This window comes from Curtobacterium sp. MCJR17_043 (assembly GCF_003224315.2).
In the GTDB taxonomy this organism is placed as follows: domain Bacteria; phylum Actinomycetota; class Actinomycetes; order Actinomycetales; family Microbacteriaceae; genus Curtobacterium.
Genome location: NZ_CP126259.1, coordinates 3,165,327 through 3,186,711, shown reverse-complemented (window position 1 = coordinate 3,186,711; position 21,385 = coordinate 3,165,327). Strand labels below are relative to the sequence as shown.

The window sequence follows — 21,385 nt, the reverse complement described above, 5'->3', positions numbered from 1 at the left end:
CGGAACGGTTTCGAAGCTTCCTCGTTGGAGTGTCGAAATTGTTCCGGTGGTCATAGCGAGAGGGAAACGCCCGGTCACATTCCGAACCCGGAAGCTAAGCCTCTCAGCGCCGATGGTACTGCAAGGGGGGACCTTGTGGGAGAGTAGGACGCCGCCGGACTTCTTTTCACAGATGTGGCCATCGGCCCTCCATCGAGAGCGAGAGCTCTCGGGAGGGTCGGTGGCCATTTCTCTTTCTCAGGGTGCTCCACAGGTCGACTCTGCGCTGGGTTCGTGATGGACTTGACGCAGGGCGAGCTGCACAGCCCACACACAACGACACAGCGGACGACCGTCGGGACATCTGATCTCGGCACGCAACGAGGAGCTACGGTGGCGAACGACGACGAACAGCGACGAGACGGGCGCGACGGCGACCGTCAGGACCGGCCTCGACGCGACGGCGGTCCGCAGCGGAGCGGTGACCGCGGTGGGTGGTCGTCCGGACCTCGCGACTTCGAACGCCGCGAGGGGCAGCGTGGCGACGACCGTCGTGGCGCCGGTCGTCCCTCCAACGAGTCGTCGGATCGGCGGCCGGCTGGTCGTGACTTCCGTGAGGGTGGAGCGCGCTCGGACCGCCCCTCGTGGCGATCGGACCGCCCTTCGTCCGACCGTCCGCGTCGTGATGGTGACCGTCCCTTCCGTGGTCGAGACGACCGACCCCGTCGTGACGGTGACCGCCCGGTTCGCTCCGGGGGGCTCGGATCGTCCGTTCCGCGGTGGCGACGACCGGCCGCGTCGAGACGGAGACCGTCCGTTCCGCGGTGGTGACGATCGCCCCCGCCGTGACGGCGACCGTCCGTTCCGTGGTGGCGATGACCGTCCCCGTCGTGACGGTGACCGCCCGTTCCGGAGTGGCGACGACCGGCCGCGTCGTGACGGTGACCGCCCCTACCGTTCCGGCGGGTCTGACCGCCCGTTCCGTGGTGGCGATGACCGGCCGCGTCGCGATGGTGACCGCCCCTACCGCTCCGGCGGGTCTGACCGCCCCTTCCGTGGTGGCGATGACCGCCCGCGTCGTGACGGTGACCGCCCCATCCGTGGCGGCGATGACCGTCCGCGCCGTGACGGAGACCGGCCGGTTCGTTCCGGTGGTCCGGCGCGTCCCTTCCGCGGCGGTGACGACCGGCCCCGGCGTGACAGCGATCGTCCGTTCCGCGACGGAGGGCGTCCGCGCCGTGACGACGACCGTCCGGGCCGCGACGGCGCCGACCGGAAGCGGTTCGGAGACGGCTCGCGCTCGGCCGGCGCGCGGTTCGGCGAGGCGGCCCGCGACGACTGGGAAGACCGCGACCCGTACGGCACCCGGTCGATCCGGCCGCGGCACGATGACCCGGAGATCCCCGAGGAGATCCAGGCGCGTGACCTGCACCCCGCCGCGCGTGCCGAGCTGAAGACGCTGAGCAAGGACAACGCTGACTGGGTTGCCCGGCACCTCGTCACCGCCGCGATGCTCGTGGACACCGACCCGGAGCTGGCGAACCAGCACGCCCTCAGCGCGGCTCGTCGTGCCGGCCGCGTCGCCGTCGTCCGCGAGACGGCTGCGATCACGGCGTACCGGCTCGGTGACTTCGCGACGGCGCTCCGGGAACTCCGGACGTACCGACGCATCTCCGGCCGGAACGACCAGTTGCCGATGATGGTCGACTGTGAGCGCGGCCTCGGCCGACCCGAGCGTGCGCTCGAGCTGGGTCGGTCGGTCGACCGCGCCGCCCTGGAGACGCCGGTGCAGGTGGAACTCGCGATCGCGATGTCCGGAGCCCGGCTCGACCTCGGGAACCCCACAGCCGCGCTGGGCGAACTCGAGATTCCACAGCTCGACCCGTCCACGGCCTACAGCTGGTCACCGGCGCTCTACAGTGCTTACGCGGCCACGCTCGAGGAGCTCGGCCGCCAGGACGAGGCCGACGAATGGTGGGCCCGTGTCGACCGTGCGGCCGAGGCTCTCGCCGAGGCCGCTGAAGACGATGCTTGGGAGACAGTGGATGTGGTCGAGGAAGCGCTCGAAGACGACGGGTTCGACAGCGAGCCCGGACGCGACGAGTCCGACGACTCCGGACTCGACGACGGCGAGCTCGACGACGCAGAGCTCGGGGACGCCGAGCCCGGCAACGGGTACGTCAGCACCCTCGGGAACGACGAATCCGACGGCGTCGCCGGGGACGACCTCGGAGAGCGCGACGAGGACAACCCGCGGGACATCGACGGGTCCGCAGCAGGCTGAGACCCCTCGTCCGCCGGTGGACGGCGTCGACGTGGTCCTCACCGACCTCGACGGCGTCGTCTACCGCGGACGGAACGCTGTTCCGCACGCCGTGGAGGCCCTGACCCGGGCCGCCTCGACGGCGCGTGTCGGCTACATCACGAACAACGCGTCGCGGCGCCCGGTGGACGTCGCGGAACACCTCGAGCAGTACGGTCTGCAGGTCACCGCCGACGACGTGGTGACGTCCTCCCAGGCCGGTGCGCGGCTCCTCGCGACGCTGGTTCCGGCGGGTTCCACCGTGCTCGTGATCGGTGGGCTCGGCCTGACGACGATCGTCGAACAGGCCGGCTTCGTCGTCACCGACAGCGCGGAGGACCACCCGGCTGCCGTCATCCAGGGCTTCGCCCCGGAGCTCGGCTGGAAGCAGCTCGCCGAGGCGTCCTTCGCGCTGGCGGACGCCTCCGTACCGTGGGTGGCCACCAACATGGACTGGTCGATCCCCGTCGAGCGCGGCATCGCGCCCGGCAACGGCACGCTCGTGGCGGCCGTGCACCAGGCCGTCGGCAGGATGCCGGTGGTCGCGGGCAAGCCCGAGCGGCCGATCTTCGACGCCGCCCTCGCTCGGTTCGGTGGTGCGAGCCCGCTCTTCATCGGTGACCGACTGGACACCGACATCAAGGGCGCGAACGACGCCGGCATCCCGAGCGTGCTCGTGCTCACCGGCATCGATCAGCCCAAGCAGGTGCTCGCAGCGGACCAGCGGTCGCGACCGACGTACGTGCTCCGAGACCTCAGGGGTCTGCACGAGCCGTACCCGGTGACCATCCGGCACGAGGACCGGGACGGCACGCGCCGGGTCACGGTCGGCGAGTCGACGGTGAGCATGCGAGGTCACGTCGTCCGCGCCGAACGAGTCGGACCGGACGACATGGACCTGTTGCGTGCCGGCGCGACAGCGATCTGGGACTCCGGACTGGCGATCTACGGGCTGGACGTGGACCCGAAGCTGTACGGCGGCGAGTAGCGTGACGGGCGTGGACCAGGCCCGGACCGACGACGTTGCCGAGCCGGTCCTCCCGACTGCACGGGCCGTCCCAGGACCCCCCGCGGGCCGTTCCGGTAGCTCCGCGTGCAGTGCCCGGTCCGCCGCGACCCGTCGCCCCGACGAACGACACGGAGGCGCTGGACACGGAGGCGCTGGACACGGACGCGCTGGGCGCGGAGGCGCTCAACGAGCCGCTGGGGATGGGATCGCAGAACGGCGCGGCGAGCAGCACGTCGACCGGCGACGACGATCCTGCAGCGGACGGTGCCGTGCGTGCAGCTGGCGGATCTGGCGACCTCGGCGGCGACCTCGGCGGCTCCCTCCGACGGCGTGCCGAGGCCGTGGAAGCCATGCCACTCGCGGAGCGTGCGGACGCCTTCTCAGCCCTGCACGACGACCTCCGGACCCGGCTCGAGCAGGGTGGGGCCGCACGTGCCTGACCGCGGCACAGCCCGTGACCAGGGGGGCGCCGCTCACGTCGTCGACGCCCCGCCCCGGAGAGCGTGCCACGGCAGTGACCAACAACACAGCACAGACCAGCGACGCAGCACAGACCGGCAACGCAGCACAGACCAGCGACGCAGCACAGACCGGCAACGCAGCACAGACCGGCAACACAGCAGCGACCGGTGACAGGCCAGCGACGGGCGACCGCGCCTCCACGCAGCGCCTCGACGCGGCCGTCGCTGCCAGGGGCCTCGCTCGCTCCCGCACGGCCGCCGCTGCCCTGATCCAGGCCGGACGTGTCACGGTCGACGGTGTGCCGGTGGTGAAGGCGTCGACGCCGGTGACCGCTGCGTCCGACGTCACGGTGGACGCCGAGGACGAATGGGTCTCCCGCGCTGCGCTCAAGCTCGTCGCCGCACTCGACGCGTTCGACGTCGACCCGAGCGGGCGGACCGTGCTCGACGTCGGCGCCTCCACGGGCGGGTTCACCCAGGTGTTGCTGTCGCGAGGCGCGGCCCGTGTGGTCGCCCTCGACGTCGGACACGGCCAGCTCGCTCCCGAGATCGCCCTGGACGACCGTGTGGCGGTGGTGGAGGGGGGTCAACGCCCGGAACCTCACGAGCAGCGACTACCTCGCCCTCGACCCGGCCGCGGCGGACACCAGCCTGGTGGTCGGTGACCTGTCGTTCATCAGCCTCCGCATGGTCCTGCCGGCACTGGTCGAGGCCGTGCCCGCCGACGACTTCGTCCTCCTCGTGAAGCCGCAGTTCGAGGTGGGCCGCACCGGGATCCGCGAGGGCATCGTCCGCGACGCGTCGCTGCGGCAGGACGCCCTCATGAACGTCCTCTGGGCAGCGTGGGACCTGGGCTTCGGGACGGCCGGGTTGGCGCCGTCGCCGATCGTCGGCACGCACGGCAACCAGGAGTACCTCGCGCGTCTCCAGCGGGGTCGCGGGGGAGAACCCGACAGAATGGATCGTCCGGGCGACGGAACTGGCGGAGGGAGCTCCATGAGCGATGAACGACACATCCTGCTCGTCTCGCACACCGGGCGGCGCGACTCGATCGACGCCGCTGTCGAGGTCTGTGACATCCTCCACGCCGCCGGCCTCACCCCGGTGATGCCCTTCGACGAGTACGCCGACGTCCGCCGAGCGGAAGCGTCGGTCGGACAGGTCGACATCCTCGGCGTCGACGTGCGCCCGGACGAGATCGAGATCGTGATCGTCCTCGGCGGGGACGGCACGATCCTCCGCGCTGCCGAACTGGCCCGAGGCACCTCCGCACCGATCGTCGGGGTCAACCTCGGCCACGTGGGCTTCCTCGCCGAGAGCGAGCGCGACGGACTCGCCGAGACGGTCGAACGCGCGCTGACCGGCGAGTACAAGGTCGAGGAGCGCGTCGCCCTGCAGGTCGACGTGGTGGTCGGCAACGAGATCGTCTACTCGAGCTGGGCGCTCAACGAGGCGACGGTCGAGAAGGCCTCGCGCGAGCGCATGCTCGAGGTCGTGACCGAGGTCGACGGCCGACCGCTGTCCTCCTTCGGGTGCGACGGCGTGGTGTTCTCCACGCCGACCGGGTCCACCGCCTACTCCTTCTCCGGGGGGCGGCCCCGTCGTGTGGCCCGACGTCGACGCCATCCTCATGGTCCCGCTGAGCGCGCACGCCCTGTTCTCCCGGCCGATCGTGGTCGGTCCGGACCGCGTCCTCGCGGTCGAGGTCCTGCGGCGCACGAGCGGCGTGGGCGTGCTGTGGTGTGACGGACGCCGGACGCACGACCTGCCTCCCGGAGCGCGGGTCGAGGTGCGCCGGTCGCCGGATCCGGTGCGGGTGGCGCGGCTCAAGGACGCTCCGTTCGCCGACCGGCTGGTGGCGAAGTTCCGCCTGCCGGTCGCGGGCTGGCGCGGCCCGCAGCGCGACGACGAGGACGTCCAGTGACGCCCTCGTGCGACCACCGCGCCGGTCCGGCCTGACCTGTCAGCGACCCAGCCGGCCGCCCGGACGACGAACACGAGCACGACCACCGGCACCACGACGTGAACCAGCAGCAGGAGCACATCCAGTGATCGAGGAAATCCGCATCTCCGACCTCGGCGTGATCGGCGACGCCACGCTCGAGCTCGGCCCGGGCTTCACCGTCGTGACCGGTGAGACCGGAGCCGGCAAGACGATGATCGTCACCGCGCTCGGCCTGCTCCTCGGCGCCCGGGCGGACGCCGGGTCCGTCCGTCGCGGGGCGTCCAGCGCGGTCGTCGAGGGACGCTGGGACCTGCCGGACCACGCCGCCGTGGCCGAGCGGGTCGAGGACGCCGGCGGGACGGTCGAGGACGGCGAGCTCATCCTCACCAGGACGGTCTCCGCCGAGGGTCGCAGCCGCGCCACGGTCGGGGGCCGCAGCGCGCCCGTCGCCGTGCTCGGCGAACTGGCCGACCAGCTCGTCACCGTGCACGGCCAGTCCGACCAGATCCGGCTGACCTCGGCGTCGGCGCAGCGGGCCGCGCTCGACGGGTTCGGTGCCGGCGCGATCGAGAAGGCCCTCGCGAAGTACGTCGCCGTGTACGACGCCTGGCAGCAGCACGCCGGGGACCTCGAGACGCTCACGCGGGACCGGGACGAACGGCTCGCCGAGGCCGCGCGGCTCCGCGAGGCGTCCGAGGAGATCGAGGCAGCCGACCCGCAGCCGGGCGAGGACACCGAGCTCGCCGAACGCGCCGAGCGGCTGGGGAACCTCGAGGAGCTCCGACTGTCCGCAGGGCTCGCGCACGAGGCCGTCTCGAGCGAGTCGCTCGACGGGCCCGACGTCATCGGCCTCGTCGAGTCCGCACGGCGTGCGATCGAACGGGTGGCGAACGTCGACCAGGCCCTGCAGCCGGTGCTGGAACAGCTCACCGAGCTCGGGATCCAGGCGAGTGAGGCCTCGGCGTCGCTGTCGAGCTACATCGGCTCGCTCGAGCCGGAAGCGGGCCACGACCTCGAACTCGTCAACGAGCGCCGCGCCCTGCTCGCCGGACTGACCCGGAAGTACGGGGACACCGTCGAGGACGTCATCGCCTACGGTCAGCGCGCCTCGGACCGGCTGCTCGAACTCGACGGCGACGACGACCGGATCGTCGGACTCCAGCAGGCCGTCGAGGCGGACCTGGTCGCCCTCGAGGCCGCCGCCGCCACCCTCACCAAGGTGCGGAGCAAGGCGGCGACGGACCTCGCGAAGCGGGTCACCGCCGAATTGAAGAGCCTCGCGATGGCCGGCGCGACCCTCGTGGTCGAGGTCACCGACGCGGGCGAGTTCCGTCGCCACGGGCGGGACCAGGTGGCGATCCTCCTGCAGCCGCACTCGGGCACCGACCCCCCGACCGATCGGCAAGGGTGCCTCCGGCGGTGAGCTCTCCCGCGTGATGCTCGCGATCGAGGTCGTCATGGCCGGGAGCACCACGGTCCCGACGTTCGTGTTCGACGAGGTCGACGCGGGTGTCGGCGGCGCTGCTGCGATCGAGATCGGCCGACGCCTGGCGGCGCTCGCCGAGCGCACGCAGGTCATCGTGGTCACGCACCTCGCACAGGTCGCTGCGTTCGCGAACAACCACCTCAACGTCGTCAAGGACGCCAGCGGCGCGGTCACCTCGTCGAGCGTGCGGCGCCTCGAGGGCGACGACCGCCTGCAGGAGATGGCACGGCTGCTCTCCGGTCTCGGCGACAGCGCCAGCGGCATGGAGCACGCACGCGAACTCCTCGAGGTCGCCGGTCGGTCCGCCTGACGGCCCGGAGGCCCGCCCCGCGTCGGCGACCACGCTCCGGACGCAACGCGCCCGGCGAACGCGGGTCGCGCCTCCCGGCACTTCTGACGTACGATGGAATCCCGTGGCGGACACTCTCAGCAGCGGTACCCAGGCAAGCACAGCGCGCATCGACAGCAAGACCCCGAAGGTGACGAAGCAGATCTTCGTGACCGGCGGGGTCGTCTCGTCTCTCGGCAAGGGCCTGACGGCGGCCAGCCTCGGCAACCTCCTCACGGCACGCGGCCTCAAGGTCGTCATGCAGAAGCTCGACCCGTACCTCAACGTGGACCCGGGCACCATGAACCCGTTCCAGCACGGCGAGGTCTTCGTGACCGACGACGGCGCCGAGACCGATCTGGACATCGGCCACTACGAGCGCTTCCTCGACATCGACCTCGCCCAGTCGGCGAACGTCACGACCGGGCAGGTCTACTCGACGGTCATCGCCAAGGAGCGTCGCGGCGAGTACCTCGGTGACACCGTGCAGGTCATCCCGCACATCACCGACGAGATCAAGCGGCGGATGCGCGAGCAGGCGGAGAACGACCCGCAGCCCGACGTCATCATCACCGAGGTCGGCGGCACGGTCGGCGACATCGAGTCGCAGCCGTTCATCGAGGCGGCCCGCCAGGTGCGCCACGAGCTCGGCCGGAACAACGTCTTCTTCGTGCACGTCTCGCTCGTGCCGTTCATGAACGCCTCCGGCGAGCAGAAGACGAAGCCGACGCAGCACTCGGTCGCGCAGCTCCGCTCGATCGGCATCCAGCCCGACGCCCTCGTGCTCCGCTCGGACCGCCCCGTCTCGGACGCGAACAAGCGCAAGATCGCCCTGATGTGCGACGTCGACGAGGACGCCGTGGTGAACGCCGTGGACGTCCCCTCGATCTACGACATCCCGACGATGCTGCACGACCAGGGCCTCGACCAGGTCATCATCGAGGCCCTCCGCCTCGAGGCGCACGACGTCGACTGGTCGCGTTGGAACGGCGTGCTGACCGCGGTGCACGAGCCCAAGAAGGCCGTCACGATCGCCCTGGTCGGCAAGTACATCGACCTGCCGGACGCGTACCTGTCCGTCACCGAGGCCCTGCGCGCGGGCGGCTTCGCCCACACCGCCAAGGTCACGCTGAAGTGGGTCGCGTCCGACGAGTGCATCACCCCCGAGGGCGCCGCGAAGAACCTCGGCGACGTCGACGGCATCTGCATCCCCGGTGGGTTCGGCATCCGCGGCATCGAGGGCAAGCTCGGCGCGCTGAAGTTCGCGCGTGAGCAGAACATCCCCACGCTCGGGCTGTGCCTCGGCCTGCAGTGCATGGTCATCGAGTACGCCCGCCACGAGGCCGGTCTGCTCGACGCGTCGAGCACCGAGTTCGACCCCGAGACCTCGACGCCGGTCATCGCGACCATGGCGGAGCAGGTCGACATCATCGCGGGCGGTGACCTGGGCGGCACGATGCGGCTCGGCATGTACCCGGCGCACTTCACCGACGGCAGCCTGGCGGCTGAGCTGTACGGCGCGACCGAGGCGTCGGAGCGTCACCGTCACCGCTACGAGGTGAACAACCACTACCGCGAGCAGATCGCGGACGCCGGCCTGCGCTTCTCGGGTACCTCGCCGGACGGCACGCTCGTCGAGTACGTCGAGTTGGACCGTGCGGAGCACCCGTTCTACATCGGCACCCAGGCGCACCCGGAGCTCCGGTCGCGTCCGAACCGCGCGCACCCGCTCTTCGCGGGCCTCGTCGGTGCGGCGATCGAGCGCAACGAGTCGACGCGGCTCTTCGACCCGGAGACCGAAGCGGTCGCCTAGTGGGTCGGGTCGCGGTCGCGACCGGACGACGAACGGGAGGCTCCCCACCGGGCACGGCCGGACCGCCGCTGGCGCGTCGGTCAGGAACCGGCCGGCGTGGGCCCACCACCAGCTGGTGGGGAGCCTCCCGTCCGTCTGTCCACAGCCCGTGGGCCCGCCCGGGCCGGGTGGGGCAGGATGGCGAGGTGACTGACGCACCGATCGCCGACGAGACCGCCTCCCACCACGTCACCGCCTCCGAGCGGGTGTTCGAGGGCGCGGTGTGGGACATCACCCGTGACCACATCGACTACAACGGCTCCGACATGGTCCGTGAGTACGTGGACCACACCGGCGCCGTCGCCGTGTACGCGGAGGACGACGAAGGCCGCGTCCTCGTCATCCAGCAGTACCGGCACCCGGTCCAGCTGCGCGACTGGGAGCTGCCCGCCGGGCTGCTCGACCAGGAGGGCGAGGACCACCTCACCGCCGCGAAGCGCGAGCTCGCGGAGGAGGCCGACGTCGAGGCCGACGAGTGGCAGCACCTCGTGCGCTACAACACCTCGTCGGGTGGCAGCAACGAGTTCATCGAGGTGTACCGCGCGACCGGCGTGCGTGCGACCGAGTCCGCCTTCGAGCGCGAGGCCGAGGAAGCCGACATCGTCATCCGCTGGGTGCCGCGCGCCGAACTGCTGGAGGGGATCCTCGCGGGTCGGCTGCACAACTCGGCGCTCATCGTCGCGACGCTCGCGGTCGACGCCATCGAGCGCCGCTCGCAGGGCTGACACGGCGTACCGTCGGCGGCACCGTGCTCACCCGCGTCGACGGGTGGCCGGACACCGACGACCGGGAGGACCCCCCATGAGCTCGCGCACCACCACCGCAGCCGTCACCGCGACGACCCTGCTCCGCATCGCACTCGGAGCGGTGCTCGTCTCGCACGGCGCCCAGAAGCTCTTCGGTGCGTTCGGCGGCGGCGGCATCGACGGCACCGCCCAGGGCATGCACGCGATGGGCTTCCGGCCCGGCCGCCGCAACGCCGTCCTGGCCGGCATCGGCGAGGCCGGGTCCGGTGCCGCCCTCGCGCTCGGCCTCGCCACGCCGATCGCCGGCGCCGGTGCCGCCACGACCATGGGGGTGGCCTCCAGCGTGCACACGCCGAACGGCTTCTTCAACGCGGACGGCGGCCTGGAGCTGCCGGCGTTCCTCGGCTTCTCGGCGGCGATGTTCGCCCTCGGCGGCCCGGGCCCGGTGTCGCTCGACCACGCGACCCGGCACGCCCTCGACCGGCCGTGGCTCCGCGCCGTCGCCCTGGCCGCGGTGCCGGTCGCGATCGCGGTGCAGGTCGTGCAGCGTCGGAAGGCCCTCGCGGCGGACGCCGCGGACGCGGCGGACGCGCCGGCCCCGACGGAGGCGGCGGCCCCGGCGGCGTCCGGCGACGGTGCGTCCTCGGCGGAGTAGCTCCTCCGGGCCGGAGCCCGCGTCCCGGTAGCCTCGTCGGGTGATGCCGTTCGAGCGTGCCGTGCAGGACTACCTGCGGCACATCGCGATCGAGCGGGGCCTGTCGCAGCACACCCTGTCCGCCTACCGGCGCGACCTCTCGACCTTCGGGGACTGGGTCGGCACGCAGCCGGTCGTCGACTCCGCCGGTGCCGACCGGGCCGGTGGGGCGGCGGTCCTCGACGACGTCGGGCGGCTCGCGCGCGCGGACCTGGCCGGGTTCGTGCAGCACCTCGCGACGAGGCCGGACGGGCCGCTCGCACCGCGGTCGGTCGCCCGGATGCTCAGTTCGGTGCGGTCGTTCAGTGCGTTCGCGGCGGCGGAGGGCTGGCTACCGCTCGACCCCGGCGCCTCCGTGCGTCCGCCGAAGGCGCCCATGCGGCTCCCGAAGGCGATCTCCGTGCACGACATGGAGCGGTTGCTCGGCGCGGTGGTCGGTGACGAACCGGCACAGCTCCGCGACCGAGCCCTCCTGGAACTGCTGTACGCGACCGGCGCGCGCGTCTCCGAGGCGGTCGGGCTCTCCGTCGACGACGTGACGACGCTCGCCGGTGTCGACGGGGTCCCGGACGAGGACACCGACGTCTCGGTCGTGCGGGTCACCGGCAAGGGGAACAAGCAGCGGATCGTGCCGCTCGGCAGCTACGCACGCGCGGCGGTCGACGCCTACCTGGTGCGGGCGCGGCCGGTGTTCGCCGCTCGCGGGAGCGGCACCCCGGCGCTGTTCCTCGGGGCACGCGGCGCCCGGCTGTCCCGGCAGAGCGCCTGGCTCGTCATCCAGGCCGCGGCCGAACGTGCCGGGCTCGCCGACCACGTCTCCCCCGCACACCTTCCGGCACTCCTTCGCGACGCACCTGCTCGAGGGTGGGGCGGACGTCCGTGTCGTGCAGGAGCTCCTCGGGCACGCGAGCGTCGCGACGACGCAGATCTACACGCTGGTGACGGCCGACATGCTGCGGGACGTCTACCAGACGGCGCACCCGCGGGCGCGGCGGTAGCGGGAGCGAGCCGGCCGCGCGGAGATCGTGCAACCCTTGGCGCATGGACCTCGAGGTGGGGTCGGGGCTGACGATCCCCGAGGCCGAACTGCGCTGGCGGTTCTCGCGGTCGTCCGGCCCCGGGGGCCAGCACGTGAACACCTCCGACAGCCGCGTCCAGCTCACCTGGGACGTCGTGGCGTCGGCGGCGCTCACCGAGGAGCAGCGGACACGCGTCCTCGAGCGGCTCGGCCGGCGGACGGTCGCGGGCACGATCACCGTCACGGTGTCCGAGCGACGGTCCCAGCTGCGCAACCGCGAGGCCGCCCTCGACGCACTCCGCGAGCTCCTGCGGGAAGCACTCGCCCCGCCCGGCCCACCGCGGCGGGCGACCCGGCCGACGCGCGGCTCCCAGCGCCGGCGTCTCGCGACCAAGCAGCAGCGGTCCGTGACGAAGCAGCACCGTCGTCGTCCGTCCGACGACTGATCGTCGAGGCGGCGCGGCGGTGGCGTCAGAACAGGTGCAGGTGGGTGTTCAGCGCGACGACGCCCGTCGCGACGGCGAGCACGAGCGCCGAGGTACCGACGCTCTGCCCGACGACCCGCCATGCTCCGGTCGCGCCGGGGCGCACGAGTGCGACGACGCCGGTCACCACGGCGAGGAGGCTGCACACGCCCCACGGGTTCAGCACGAGGGACACGACGGCGGACAGCACGGCGAGGACCGCGAAGACGCAGAACCGCCGCTCGGTGCTGCCGTAGGCCCAGGACTGCACGTCGGCCGGGCGACCCGAGGCATCGACCGAGAATGCCGGACCGCTCGACACCGCGAGCGCCTGCAGCGCCGGCTCCGGGACGACGCGGGGGGAGCACCCGGGTGGTCTCGCCCCAGGCGTGCCCGTCCCACCACCGCAGTCGAGCGGTGTCGCGCGGGTCCGGGAACCAGCCGGCGGCCGGCAGCGTCACGGGAACTCCTGGGGTCTGAGGGGTGTCGTCAGTGCGGTTCGACGCTACCCGCCACGATCCCGCACCGCAGCCCCAGACCGGGTGTCGGCAGAAGGGGGGGACCGGCCCGTCAGACCGCTGCCGGCGCCGCGTCGACCTCGGTGAAGACGTCCTTCACGGCGGCGAGCAACCGCGCGTTGAAGTCCACCCCGAGCTGGTTCGGGACGGTGACGAGGACGGTGTCTGCCTCGCGGACGGCACGGTCCGCCGCGAGCTCCGCGACGAGTTGTTCCGGCTCGCCGATGTACGAGCGGCCGAACCGGGCGAGGCCCCCCGTCGAGGTGCCCGACCTGGTCCTGCCCCTCGACCTGCGCACGGACGCCGAAGTAGTGGCGCGACTCGTCGTCGATGATCGGGATGATGCTCCGGCTGACGCTCACCCGGGGCTGGCGCTTCCAGCCCATGTCGGCCCAGGTCGACCGGAAGCGCTCGATCTGCTCCGCCTGCAGTTCGTCGAACGGCACGCCGGTGTCCTCGGTGAGCAGGGTCGAGGACATGAGGTTCATGCCCTGCTCGGCGGTCCACTCGGCAGTGGCCCGGGTGCCGGCACCCCACCAGATGCGCTCGGACAGGCTGTCGGACTGCGGCGTGACCGCGAGGGACCCGACGGAGCCGGTCATCTGCGGGTTCGCGTTCGCCATCGGTTCGCCGGCGATCGCACGCCGGAACACCGCGGTGTGGTCGCGGGCCAGGTCGGCGCCGTTCTCGTCGCCCGACTCGGGCACGTAGCCGAACGAGCGGTAGCCGGCGAGTGCGGTCTCGGGTGACCCCCGGCTCACGCCGAGCTGGAGTCGGCCGCCGGAGATGAGGTCCGTCGCCGCGGCCTCCTCCGCCATGTACAGCGGGTTCTCGTAGCGCATGTCGATCACGCCGGTGCCGATCTCGATCCGGCTGGTCTTGGCGGCGATCGCGGAGAGCAGCGGGAATGGTGCGGCCTGCTGCGGTGCGAAGTGGTGCACGCGGAAGTACGCGCCGTCGACGCCGGCCTCCTCGGCGGCCACGGCGAGGTCGATCGCCTGCACGAGGGCCTCACGGCCACTGCGGACCTTCGACCCGGGGACGTCGCGCCAGTGCCCGAAGGACAGGAACCCGATCTTCGTCATGCCCATGCGAACGCATCCGTGCCGCGGCCCATTCCGCCGGACTACGGTCGTCCCCATGGACCTCGACCCGCGCGCTGCCCTGGACGGGGAACGCGTCCGGGCGACGAAGCTCCTCGCCGACGTCGAACGCAGCATGCGGGACGTCAGCGACGCCCGGGACGGCGCGAACACCGACGACGAGCACGACCCGGAGGGGGGCGACCCTGGCCTGGGAGCGCGGGTCCCTCGGCGCGGTGCGTGACGACGCCCGACGCCGCATCGAGCAGGTCGACGCGGCCCTCGGCCGTCTCGACGCGGGGACGTACGGGCGCTGCGCGGTCGGCGGGGAGCCCATCCCGGAGGCTCGCCTGGCCGCGGTCCCGTGGGCGGCGACCTGCGTCGCGCACGCGTGACGGGCCTCCCGGCCGGCCTGGAGGCCCGGACGACGTCCGCCGCGTCGGCTCCCGACACCCACCTGGTGCGGACCCGATGCGCCGCGGTTTCCCAGCCGCGCGCCCTAGCGTGCGGACATGCACGGCGACCCGACTGAGCCTCCCCCGGAGTGCCGGCCCCGACGTGGGCGGACCCGACGCGGACCGCGCTGCGTCCGGCCGTACCGAGCAGGCCGACGGCGGTCGTCAGCGCTTCCAGTGGTTCCGAGACCTGCGGACCTGGATCCACGCCCGGCCGCACGTGCACCTCTTCTACAAGGTCCTGGTCGGGATCGTCGGCGGGCTCATCGTCGTGGTCGGGCTCGCCCTGGTGCCGTTGCCCGGTCCCGGGTGGCTGGTCGTCTTCATCGGCCTGACGGTCCTGGCGAGCGAGTTCCACTTCTTCCACCGGATCATCACCTGGCTGCGGGCGAAGCTGCACCGGTTCTGGGACTGGGCGAAGCACCACGCCCCGTCGAAGCGGATGCGGGACGCGGCGGACAAGGGCAAGGCGGACGTCGACGCGGCCCATGCCGAGGCGCACCGGAACGTCGGCGTCCCGCGCCCCCGCGGTCGGACCGCGCGACCCGGTCTCTAGCGAGCCCGTCGCGACGCGCCGCCCGCGTCAGACCGTGCGGACCGTGCCCGTCGCCGTCCGCTCGACGGCCTCGGCGGCCGACTCCTCCACCGCGACGGTGTCCTTCGACGTGAGCTGCAGCACGAGGGCGATTCCCGCGGCGACGACGATGAACGCGCCGTAGCCGGCGAGCACCGGCACGAGGCCGACCGTCGGCTCGAGCAGCCCACCGATGACGGCGGGCACGCCGAACGCCAGGTAGCTGACGACGTAGATGGTGGAGAGCAGTCCCGCACGGTGGGTCGGCGCGGCGGTCGCGAGCAGCATCCGCAGCGGCGCCTGGAAGCCGGCTCCGAAGCCGACGCCGGCGATCGCGCTGCCGACGACGAGGCCCGGCAGGGACTGGGCGAACACGAACCCGATCGTGACGACGGGTCCGAGGACGAGCGCGACGAGACCGATGAGCACGCCGACGCGGGCGTCGAGCCACTGCGTGGTGATGCCGGTGGCCGCGCCGACCCCGGTGACGACGGCGATGAGGGCTCCGGCGGCGAAGTGGTTGTCGATGCCGAAGACCGCGCCGAGCGCCGAGGGGACGAGGGACAGGAAGAGCCCGCCCAGGGCCCAGCTCGCGATGAGCGAACCGGCGACGCCCCGGAACAGCCGGCGCGAGGACCGCGGTACGGCGATCGTCGGGCGGAGGGACCGCAGGGCTCCCGGCCGGCGGGTGACCCGCTCGGGGACGACGGCCAGCGCGACGAGCATGAGCACGAGGAGCGCGCCGAAGAGCAGGTAGACGAACTGCTCGGGTGCCGGACCCCACTCGACCAGGGCGCCGCTCGACAGGGCGCCGGTGGCGAGCGCGATCGGCGGGACGGCCCCGTTCAGCACACCGGCGAGGGCGGGGTGCCGCTCGAGGGAGTTGTCGATGAGCGCGGCACCGAGGGCACCGATGAGCAGGCCGACGGACACGCCCTGCACGACGCGGTCGAGGACGAGGGCACCGAAGCCGTCGGCGACCACGAAGAGCCCGAGCGAGACGGTGAGGCCGATCCCGCCGGCGACGAGCACGGGCTTCCGGCCGACGTGGTCGGACAGCCGGCCGGCGACGAGCAGGCTCACCAGCAGCCCGGCGACGTAGACGGCGAACACGGCGGTGAGCATGAGCGGCGTCAGGTGCCACTCGGCCGCGTAGACGGGGTAGATCGGGGGAGGGGACCGCCGACGACGCCAACGCCACGAGCAGCATGGCGGCGATGATCCAGAACCCGGCGACCGAGCGTGTGGACTGCATGGTGTCCCTCCCGTCGTGATGGACCAGTACGGACGGAGTCGTACCGGGTGGTACCGCATTGGTACCGCATCGTGGCTGTACGACGCAAGTCGTACAGGGAGGGGAACGGTGGTAGCGTCCCGTCCATGCCCGAGCGCGACGATGCCCCCCGAACGGCTGCCCCAGCCGTCGCCGGCCGAGATGGACCTGCCCGTGGTGATGGACGCCCTGTCCGACCCGATCCGGCTGTCGATCCTGCACCGGTACCTCGTCGACGCGGCCGGCGGGGGAGCGCTCCTGCGGATGGGTCGGCATCGACCGCCCGAAGTCCACCCTGACGCACCACTTCCGGGTCCTCCGCGAAGCCGGGCTCCTCGAGCAGCACCTCGAGGGCCTGACCCGCGTCAGCCGCGTCCGTACCGAAGACGTCCAGCAGCGCTTCCCCGGCCTGCTCGACCTCGTGCTCGACTGGCAGGTCCCGGCCGGGCTCGTGCGCGCCGAGGCCGCCGCGTGAGCGAGGGGACCGCCCAGCACCGGCTGCCCGCCGTCGTCGCCGACCCCCCGCGTGACGTCGGCGCTCGCCGCGGACCTGACCGCGGCCGGCTACACGGTGGAGGGCGTCGACGCGCTCTGGGGGACCGAAGCCGCTGCAGCGCTGCACCGCGGCACCCGGGTCGCGGCCCTCCGCGCACTCGCGGCGCGTCCGACCACCCCGCTGTCGACCGTCGCGACGCTGTTCGTGCTCGGACTGCCGGTGTCGCGCGCCGACGCCGACCGCGGGTTCCCGACCACCGGCGTGGACACGCTCGTGAGCGCCGGGGTGCTCCGGACCGATGCGGACCGTGTCGCGCCCGCCCTGGACCTCCGGCCGTACGCCTTCGTGGACGACCTCGGCGCCGGCAGCTGGTGGATCGCGTCCGACCTCGGCGAACTCGCTCTCGGGCACGCGATCAGCGAGGAGCACGTCCTCGGCATCGGCGGGGCCACCACGACGCTGAGCGGCCTGCAGCTGCCCGTGCCCGTCCGCCGCGTGCTCGACCTCGGCACCGGGTGCGGCGTCCAGGCCATGCACGCCCGCCGCTTCGCGGACGAGGTCGTCGCCACCGACATCTCGTCACGGGCGCTCGCCATCGCCCGGTTCAACGCCCTCCTCAACGGCGTCGACGGCATCGACTTCCGCCTCGGCTCCCTGTTCGAGCCGGTCGCGGGGGGAGCGGTTCGACCGGATCGTCTCGAACCCGCCGTTCGTCATCACGCCCCGCCGCGAGGGCGTCCCCGCCTACGAGTACCGCGACGGCGGGATGGTCGGTGACGCCCTGGTCGAGACCGTGCTCCGGGGTCTCGCAGACCACCTCGAGCCCGGCGGGACGGCGCAGTTGCTCGGCAACTGGGAGCACCGCTGGGGCACGGACGGCCTCGACCGCGTCGCGTCCTGGTTCGCGGACACCGACCTGGACGTGTGGGTGGTCGAACGCGAGCGCGAGGACCCGCCCGCCTACGCCGAGACCTGGATCCGCGACGGCGGCACGAAGCCCGGCTCGCCGGAGTTCGACGACCTGGTGAACGCCTGGCTCGACGACTTCCGCGACCGGCACGTCACCGGGGTCGGTTTCGGCTACGTCGTGGTCCGCTCGCCGTCCGGTCCCCGGGGGGAGCAGCCCGGCACCGCTCCGGCGCTTCGAACGACTCCCGCAGGTGCTCGGCTCGAACCCGGCGGGCCTCGGCGCGACCGTGGCACGGGCCCTCGACGCCGTCAGCTGGCTCGCCGCCCACGACGACCGGGCCTTCGCGGACGCACACCTCCGTGTCGCCGGGGACGTCACCGAGGAGCGTCACTACTGGCCGGGCAACGACGACCCCACGGTGATGGCGCTCGTGCAGGGCGGCGGGTTCGGCCGCCGGGTCGACGCCGACACCGCCCTGGCCGCGTTCGTCGGTGCGGCCGACGGGGAGCTGGCCGTCGGCCAGATCGTCGGGGCGATCGCCCAGCTCACCGGCGTGGACGAGGCGGCGCTCAGCGCCGACCTCGTGCCGCGCCTCCGGGACCTGGTGCTCGACGGCCTGCTGCTCCCCGCCTGACCCCGGCGGTCAGCGGCGCCAGGTGTGCTCCGGGGCGTAGCCGAGGAGCTCGCGGGCCTTGTCGGAGGACAACAGTGAGCTGACGCCGTCGATGTCCGCCCGGCGCTCGATGTCCGGCAGGTACTGCTCGACGAGCTCGAGCGTCGGGGTGTCCATGACCGTGTCCGGGCTGGCGATGATGAACGCCTCGAAGCCGGTCAGCTCACTCTCGACGGCCTTGCGCACCGCCTGGGCGCCGTCACGGGAGTCGATGTACGACCACAGGTTGAAGGTCTTCGCCTCCGGGGTCGCGTCCCACGGGAACGCCGGGTAGTCCGTCTCGTCCATCACGTTCGAGAAGCGCAGCCCGATCATCTTCAGCTGCGGGTCCCAGCGGGTGAAGTGACGCGCCATTTCCTCCTCGACGGCCTTGCCGAGCGAGTACGAGGACTGCGGCCGCACCGCGAACTCCTCGTCGACCGGCAGGTAGGGCGGGTGGTGCTCGCCCATCGGGATCCCCAGGAGCGTCTCACTGGAGGCCCACACGACGTTGCGGATGCGGGCTGCGCGGGCAGCGTGGAACACGTTGATGGACGCGGTCACGTTGTTCGTGATGAGTGCGACGTCCGGCACCTGGCCCGGCGCCGGCACCGCACCGAGGTGCACGACGGCGTCGACCGAGTCGTAGCGGTCGTCGACGCCGATCAGGGTGTTGAGGACCTGGCCGTAGTCGGTCAGGTCGGTGCGGACGAACTGCACGCGCTCGGGCTTGTCCGGCGAGGGCACCCGGTCGATCAGCACGACGTCGTAGCCGTGTTCGTCGAGGTCGCGGACGACCGCCCGTCCGAGCTTGCCGCTGCCACCGGTCACCACTACACGCGTCATCGCGTCACTCCACCTCGTCGTCGAGACCCCGGGTCGGGTCGCGTCCATCCTGCACCGCGGGTGGTGGACGCGACCAGGGACGGGCGGTGCCTGTGCCGGGGCGCGGGGCGGGCCTCCTGGCCGGACGTCAGGAGCCGGTCGTGACCTGCGCCATCGCGAGGCGGGTGACGAGCTCGACGTGCTCGGCCATGTCCCGGGTCGGGTCGTACAACCACTGGATCTGCATGCCGTCCGAGGTGGCGAGCAGGACGCTGGCCAGTTCCTCCGGGTCGAGGTCGGTGCGGAGCCGGCCGTCCTGCTGCATCCGGCGGAAGTCGTCCGTCATGCGGGCGCGCGTGGTCTCGTAGCGCTCGCGGAAGTAGGCGTGCGCGGGGTGGTCCGGGTCGGTCGCCGCCGCTGCCGACAGGTTGACGAACATCTGCACGAGGCCCGGGACCTCGGCGTTGTGCCGGACGACCGCGGCGAGGAGTGCGGCGAAGTCCGGGGCGTCCCACTGTGCGGCGTTGTCCAGGTCGTCACGGCGGCGGAGGATCGCGACCCAGAGCTCGTCCTTCGAGTCGAAGTAGTGCAGGAGCCCGGCCTGCGTGAGGCCCACGGCGTCGGCGATGTCCTTGATGCTCGTGCGTCGGAACCCCTGCGTGGCGACGAGCTCGAGCGCGACGGACAGGATCTCCTCGCGCTTGGCGATGCCCTTCGCGTACGAACCCCGTCGTGCCATGGCGAGAGAGTACCGCCCGCTGGCCCGAGCAGAAACCGAATAGAGGTAGGGATTGGTGCTAGCGTGAGGACACTGCCGACGACGGCGCTCGGCGGTACGTCTCCGACGGAAGGAACGACCCCCCGTGACCGCGACCCCCCGCAGCCCCGACCCCCCGCGGACACCGATCCGCTCGGCGAGCACATGGACGCGCTCCTCGACCGGCTCTCCACCGAGCAGAAGGTGCAGCTGCTCACCGGCCGGGACTTCTGGACCACCTGGCCGATCGAGGAGATCGGGCTCCGTCGCGTGCTCATGTCCGACGGGCCGTCCGGCGTGCGCGGTGAGGTCTGGGACGAGCGGGAGCCGTCGCTCAACCTGCCGTCCGCGACCGCGCTGAGCGCGTCGTGGGACCGTGCGATCGCGCAGCGCTACGGTGGCGCGGCCGCCGTGGAGGCCCGTCGCAAGGGCGTCGACGTCGTCCTCGGTCCGACGATCAACCTGCACCGCTCACCGCTCGGCGGTCGCCACTTCGAGGCGTTCAGCGAGGACCCGGTGCTCACCGGCGACCTGGCGGCCTCCTACGTCGCCGGCGTGCAGGAGCACGGCGTCGCGGCGACCCCGAAGCACTACATCGCGAACGACTACGAGACCGACCGCTTCACCGCGTCCACCGAGGTGTCCGAGCGTGCCCTGCGCGAGCTGTACCTGCTGGCGTTCGAGAAGGCCGTGACCGACGCACACGCGTGGGCCGTCATGTCGTCCTACAACGCCGTCAACGGCGTGACCGCATCGGAGAACGACCTCCTCGAGACGCCGCTCAACGCCGAGTGGGGCTTCGACGGCGTCGTCGTGTCCGACTGGACCGGGGTCCGCTCCGTCCAGGCGGCGACGGCGTCGCAGGACCTCGCCATGCCCGGGCCGAACCCGTGGTGGAGCGAGGGGCCGCTGCTGGCCGCGGTCGAGTCCGGGGCGGTGCCGATGGCGGCGATCGACCGGAAGGTGCGCCGGATCCTGCTGCTCGCCGCCCGGGTGGGGGGCGCTGTCCGGGGTGGACGCCGCGGGGGGCGGCCGGTGCTGCTGCCGCTGGCGCCGCGCCGGCACGGGTTCCCTCGGTCGAGGACGGCGTCGCCTTCGCGCGCGAGGCCGAGGCCGAGGGCACGGTCCTCGCCCGCAACACCGGGGTCCTGCCCCTGGACCCCGCCGCGGTGTCCCGCATCGCGGTCATCGGGCACAACGCCGACCAGGCCCGGACGCAGGGCGGCGGTTCCGCCACGGTCGTGCCGGAGTCGGTCGTCTCCCCGCTCGACGGCATCCGTGCCGCGTTCCCGGCCGCGTCGGTCGAGTACGCGATCGGTGCCGTCGTCCAGGAGGGCATCGCCGAGTTCCCCCCTCGACACCATCACGAACCCGGTCACCGGGGAGCCCGGTGCGCGGGTCGCCTTCGTGCGTGACGGGGCGGAGCTGTACACGGAGGACCGTCGCGCCACCGCGCTGTTCTGGTTCGGCGGGGACGCTCCCACCCGCGAGGCCGACCGGCTGGACATCACGACCACCTACACGGCGCAGCAGGACGGCACCGTGCGGATCGGGATCGG

General features: G+C 72.5%; 18 protein-coding genes, 1 rRNA gene and 7 pseudogenes. 20 read left to right on the top strand and 6 right to left on the bottom strand.

The genetic code is table 11. The features are described 5' to 3' along the window. Positions 1-42: 42 nt before the first annotated feature. The 13 genes and pseudogenes from rrf to arfB all read left to right on the top strand — a co-directional run bounded on the left by rrf (position 43) and on the right by arfB (position 12,266). A 5S ribosomal RNA gene (gene rrf / locus DEJ15_RS16575) occupies positions 43-160 on the top strand. Positions 161-682: 522 nt separating this feature from the next. Further along, the gene (locus tag DEJ15_RS16570) at positions 683-2,263 is read left to right on the top strand and encodes a tetratricopeptide repeat protein (RefSeq protein ID WP_284175302.1); all 1,581 of its coding nucleotides are present in this window, start codon (positions 683-685) and stop codon (positions 2,261-2,263) included. Positions 2,264-2,294: 31 nt separating this feature from the next. Continuing rightward, complete coding sequence (locus tag DEJ15_RS16565) at positions 2,295-3,269, top strand: HAD-IIA family hydrolase (protein WP_258368279.1); 975 nt, start codon at positions 2,295-2,297, stop codon at positions 3,267-3,269. A 221-nt stretch (positions 3,270-3,490) separates the two neighbouring features. Then, entirely contained in the window at positions 3,491-3,730 is a 240-nt protein-coding gene (locus DEJ15_RS16560) for a hypothetical protein (protein ID WP_146232889.1), read from the top strand. A 74-nt stretch (positions 3,731-3,804) separates the two neighbouring features. Beyond that, positions 3,805-4,416, top strand: coding sequence for an SAM-dependent methyltransferase (locus DEJ15_RS19800; protein WP_502866127.1), 612 nt, complete (start codon positions 3,805-3,807; stop codon positions 4,414-4,416). Then, a pseudogene (locus DEJ15_RS19795) lies at positions 4,316-4,618 on the top strand (SAM-dependent methyltransferase); the annotation flags it as partial. The gene DEJ15_RS19800 and the pseudogene DEJ15_RS19795, both read left to right, overlap by 101 nt. A gap of 129 nt (positions 4,619-4,747) precedes the next feature. Continuing rightward, a pseudogene (locus DEJ15_RS16550) lies at positions 4,748-5,675 on the top strand (NAD kinase). Positions 5,676-5,799: 124 nt separating this feature from the next. After that, positions 5,800-7,492, top strand: a pseudogene (recN, locus tag DEJ15_RS16545) (DNA repair protein RecN). A gap of 103 nt (positions 7,493-7,595) precedes the next feature. After that, a complete protein-coding gene (gene pyrG / locus DEJ15_RS16540) occupies positions 7,596-9,323 on the top strand; it encodes a CTP synthase (RefSeq protein ID WP_375232127.1) in 1,728 nt (575 codons plus the stop codon). A gap of 185 nt (positions 9,324-9,508) precedes the next feature. Then, positions 9,509-10,087, top strand: a complete 579-nt coding sequence (locus DEJ15_RS16535) for an NUDIX domain-containing protein (RefSeq protein WP_110825827.1) — start codon at positions 9,509-9,511, stop codon at positions 10,085-10,087. 76 nt (positions 10,088-10,163) lie between these two features. Then, on the top strand, positions 10,164-10,763 hold the full coding sequence (locus DEJ15_RS16530; protein WP_110825828.1) for a DoxX family protein: 600 nt from the start codon (positions 10,164-10,166) through the stop codon (positions 10,761-10,763). A 43-nt stretch (positions 10,764-10,806) separates the two neighbouring features. Next, positions 10,807-11,800, top strand: a pseudogene (locus DEJ15_RS16525) (site-specific tyrosine recombinase XerD). 43 nt (positions 11,801-11,843) lie between these two features. Beyond that, positions 11,844-12,266: an alternative ribosome rescue aminoacyl-tRNA hydrolase ArfB gene (gene arfB, locus DEJ15_RS16520; protein ID WP_110825830.1), complete on the top strand. Its 423-nt coding sequence runs from the start codon at positions 11,844-11,846 to the stop codon at positions 12,264-12,266. A gap of 25 nt (positions 12,267-12,291) precedes the next feature. Here the strand turns inward: arfB and DEJ15_RS16515 are convergent, their stop codons facing one another. The 3 genes and pseudogenes from DEJ15_RS16515 to DEJ15_RS16510 all read right to left on the bottom strand — a co-directional run bounded on the left by DEJ15_RS16515 (position 12,292) and on the right by DEJ15_RS16510 (position 13,893). After that, entirely contained in the window at positions 12,292-12,606 is a 315-nt protein-coding gene (locus tag DEJ15_RS16515; RefSeq protein WP_284175301.1) for a hypothetical protein, read from the bottom strand. Positions 12,607-12,646: 40 nt separating this feature from the next. Then, a pseudogene (locus DEJ15_RS19110) lies at positions 12,647-12,745 on the bottom strand (DUF2510 domain-containing protein); the annotation flags it as partial. A 109-nt stretch (positions 12,746-12,854) separates the two neighbouring features. Continuing rightward, positions 12,855-13,893 (bottom strand): annotated as a pseudogene (locus tag DEJ15_RS16510) (LLM class flavin-dependent oxidoreductase). Positions 13,894-13,942: 49 nt separating this feature from the next. On the opposite strand from DEJ15_RS16510, the gene DEJ15_RS16505 reads away from it, so the two are divergent. From DEJ15_RS16505 to DEJ15_RS16495, 3 genes are all read left to right on the top strand, one after another. Further along, positions 13,943-14,128, top strand: coding sequence for a hypothetical protein (locus DEJ15_RS16505; protein ID WP_284175300.1), 186 nt, complete (start codon positions 13,943-13,945; stop codon positions 14,126-14,128). Further along, entirely contained in the window at positions 14,121-14,279 is a 159-nt protein-coding gene (locus DEJ15_RS16500; RefSeq protein ID WP_284175299.1) for a TraR/DksA family transcriptional regulator, read from the top strand. The genes DEJ15_RS16505 and DEJ15_RS16500 overlap by 8 nt, the downstream gene beginning before the upstream one ends. 163 nt (positions 14,280-14,442) lie before the next feature. Continuing rightward, positions 14,443-14,895: a TIGR02611 family protein gene (locus DEJ15_RS16495; protein WP_284175298.1), complete on the top strand. Its 453-nt coding sequence runs from the start codon at positions 14,443-14,445 to the stop codon at positions 14,893-14,895. Positions 14,896-14,922: 27 nt separating this feature from the next. Here DEJ15_RS16495 and DEJ15_RS16490 read toward each other — a convergent pair whose 3' ends face one another. Beyond that, positions 14,923-16,038, bottom strand: a complete 1,116-nt coding sequence (locus DEJ15_RS16490) for an MFS transporter (protein ID WP_284175297.1) — start codon at positions 16,036-16,038, stop codon at positions 14,923-14,925. A gap of 674 nt (positions 16,039-16,712) precedes the next feature. Here DEJ15_RS16490 and DEJ15_RS16485 point away from each other — a divergent pair. Both DEJ15_RS16485 and DEJ15_RS16480 read left to right on the top strand, forming a co-directional pair. Next, positions 16,713-17,459: a DUF7059 domain-containing protein gene (locus tag DEJ15_RS16485; protein WP_284175296.1), complete on the top strand. Its 747-nt coding sequence runs from the start codon at positions 16,713-16,715 to the stop codon at positions 17,457-17,459. Positions 17,460-17,842: 383 nt separating this feature from the next. Next, positions 17,843-18,226 (top strand): DUF7782 domain-containing protein, encoded by a 384-nt coding sequence (locus DEJ15_RS16480; protein WP_284175295.1) that lies wholly within the window; start codon positions 17,843-17,845, stop codon positions 18,224-18,226. Positions 18,227-18,235: 9 nt separating this feature from the next. On the opposite strand, the gene DEJ15_RS16475 is transcribed toward DEJ15_RS16480, so the two are convergent. Together DEJ15_RS16475 and DEJ15_RS16470 are read right to left on the bottom strand one after the other, a co-directional pair. After that, the gene (locus DEJ15_RS16475) at positions 18,236-19,090 is read right to left on the bottom strand and encodes an NAD-dependent epimerase/dehydratase family protein (protein ID WP_181419612.1); all 855 of its coding nucleotides are present in this window, start codon (positions 19,088-19,090) and stop codon (positions 18,236-18,238) included. A 127-nt stretch (positions 19,091-19,217) separates the two neighbouring features. Beyond that, the gene (locus DEJ15_RS16470) at positions 19,218-19,808 is read right to left on the bottom strand and encodes a TetR/AcrR family transcriptional regulator (RefSeq protein WP_110825838.1); all 591 of its coding nucleotides are present in this window, start codon (positions 19,806-19,808) and stop codon (positions 19,218-19,220) included. Positions 19,809-19,991: 183 nt separating this feature from the next. On the opposite strand from DEJ15_RS16470, the pseudogene DEJ15_RS16465 reads away from it, so the two are divergent. Together DEJ15_RS16465 and DEJ15_RS19105 are read left to right on the top strand one after the other, a co-directional pair. Then, positions 19,992-20,792 (top strand): annotated as a pseudogene (locus DEJ15_RS16465) (glycoside hydrolase family 3 protein); the annotation flags it as partial. Then, complete coding sequence (locus DEJ15_RS19105) at positions 20,717-21,241, top strand: glycoside hydrolase family 3 C-terminal domain-containing protein (RefSeq protein ID WP_349814908.1); 525 nt, start codon at positions 20,717-20,719, stop codon at positions 21,239-21,241. The pseudogene DEJ15_RS16465 and the gene DEJ15_RS19105, both read left to right, overlap by 76 nt. The last annotated feature ends 144 nt before the right edge of the window (positions 21,242-21,385 follow it).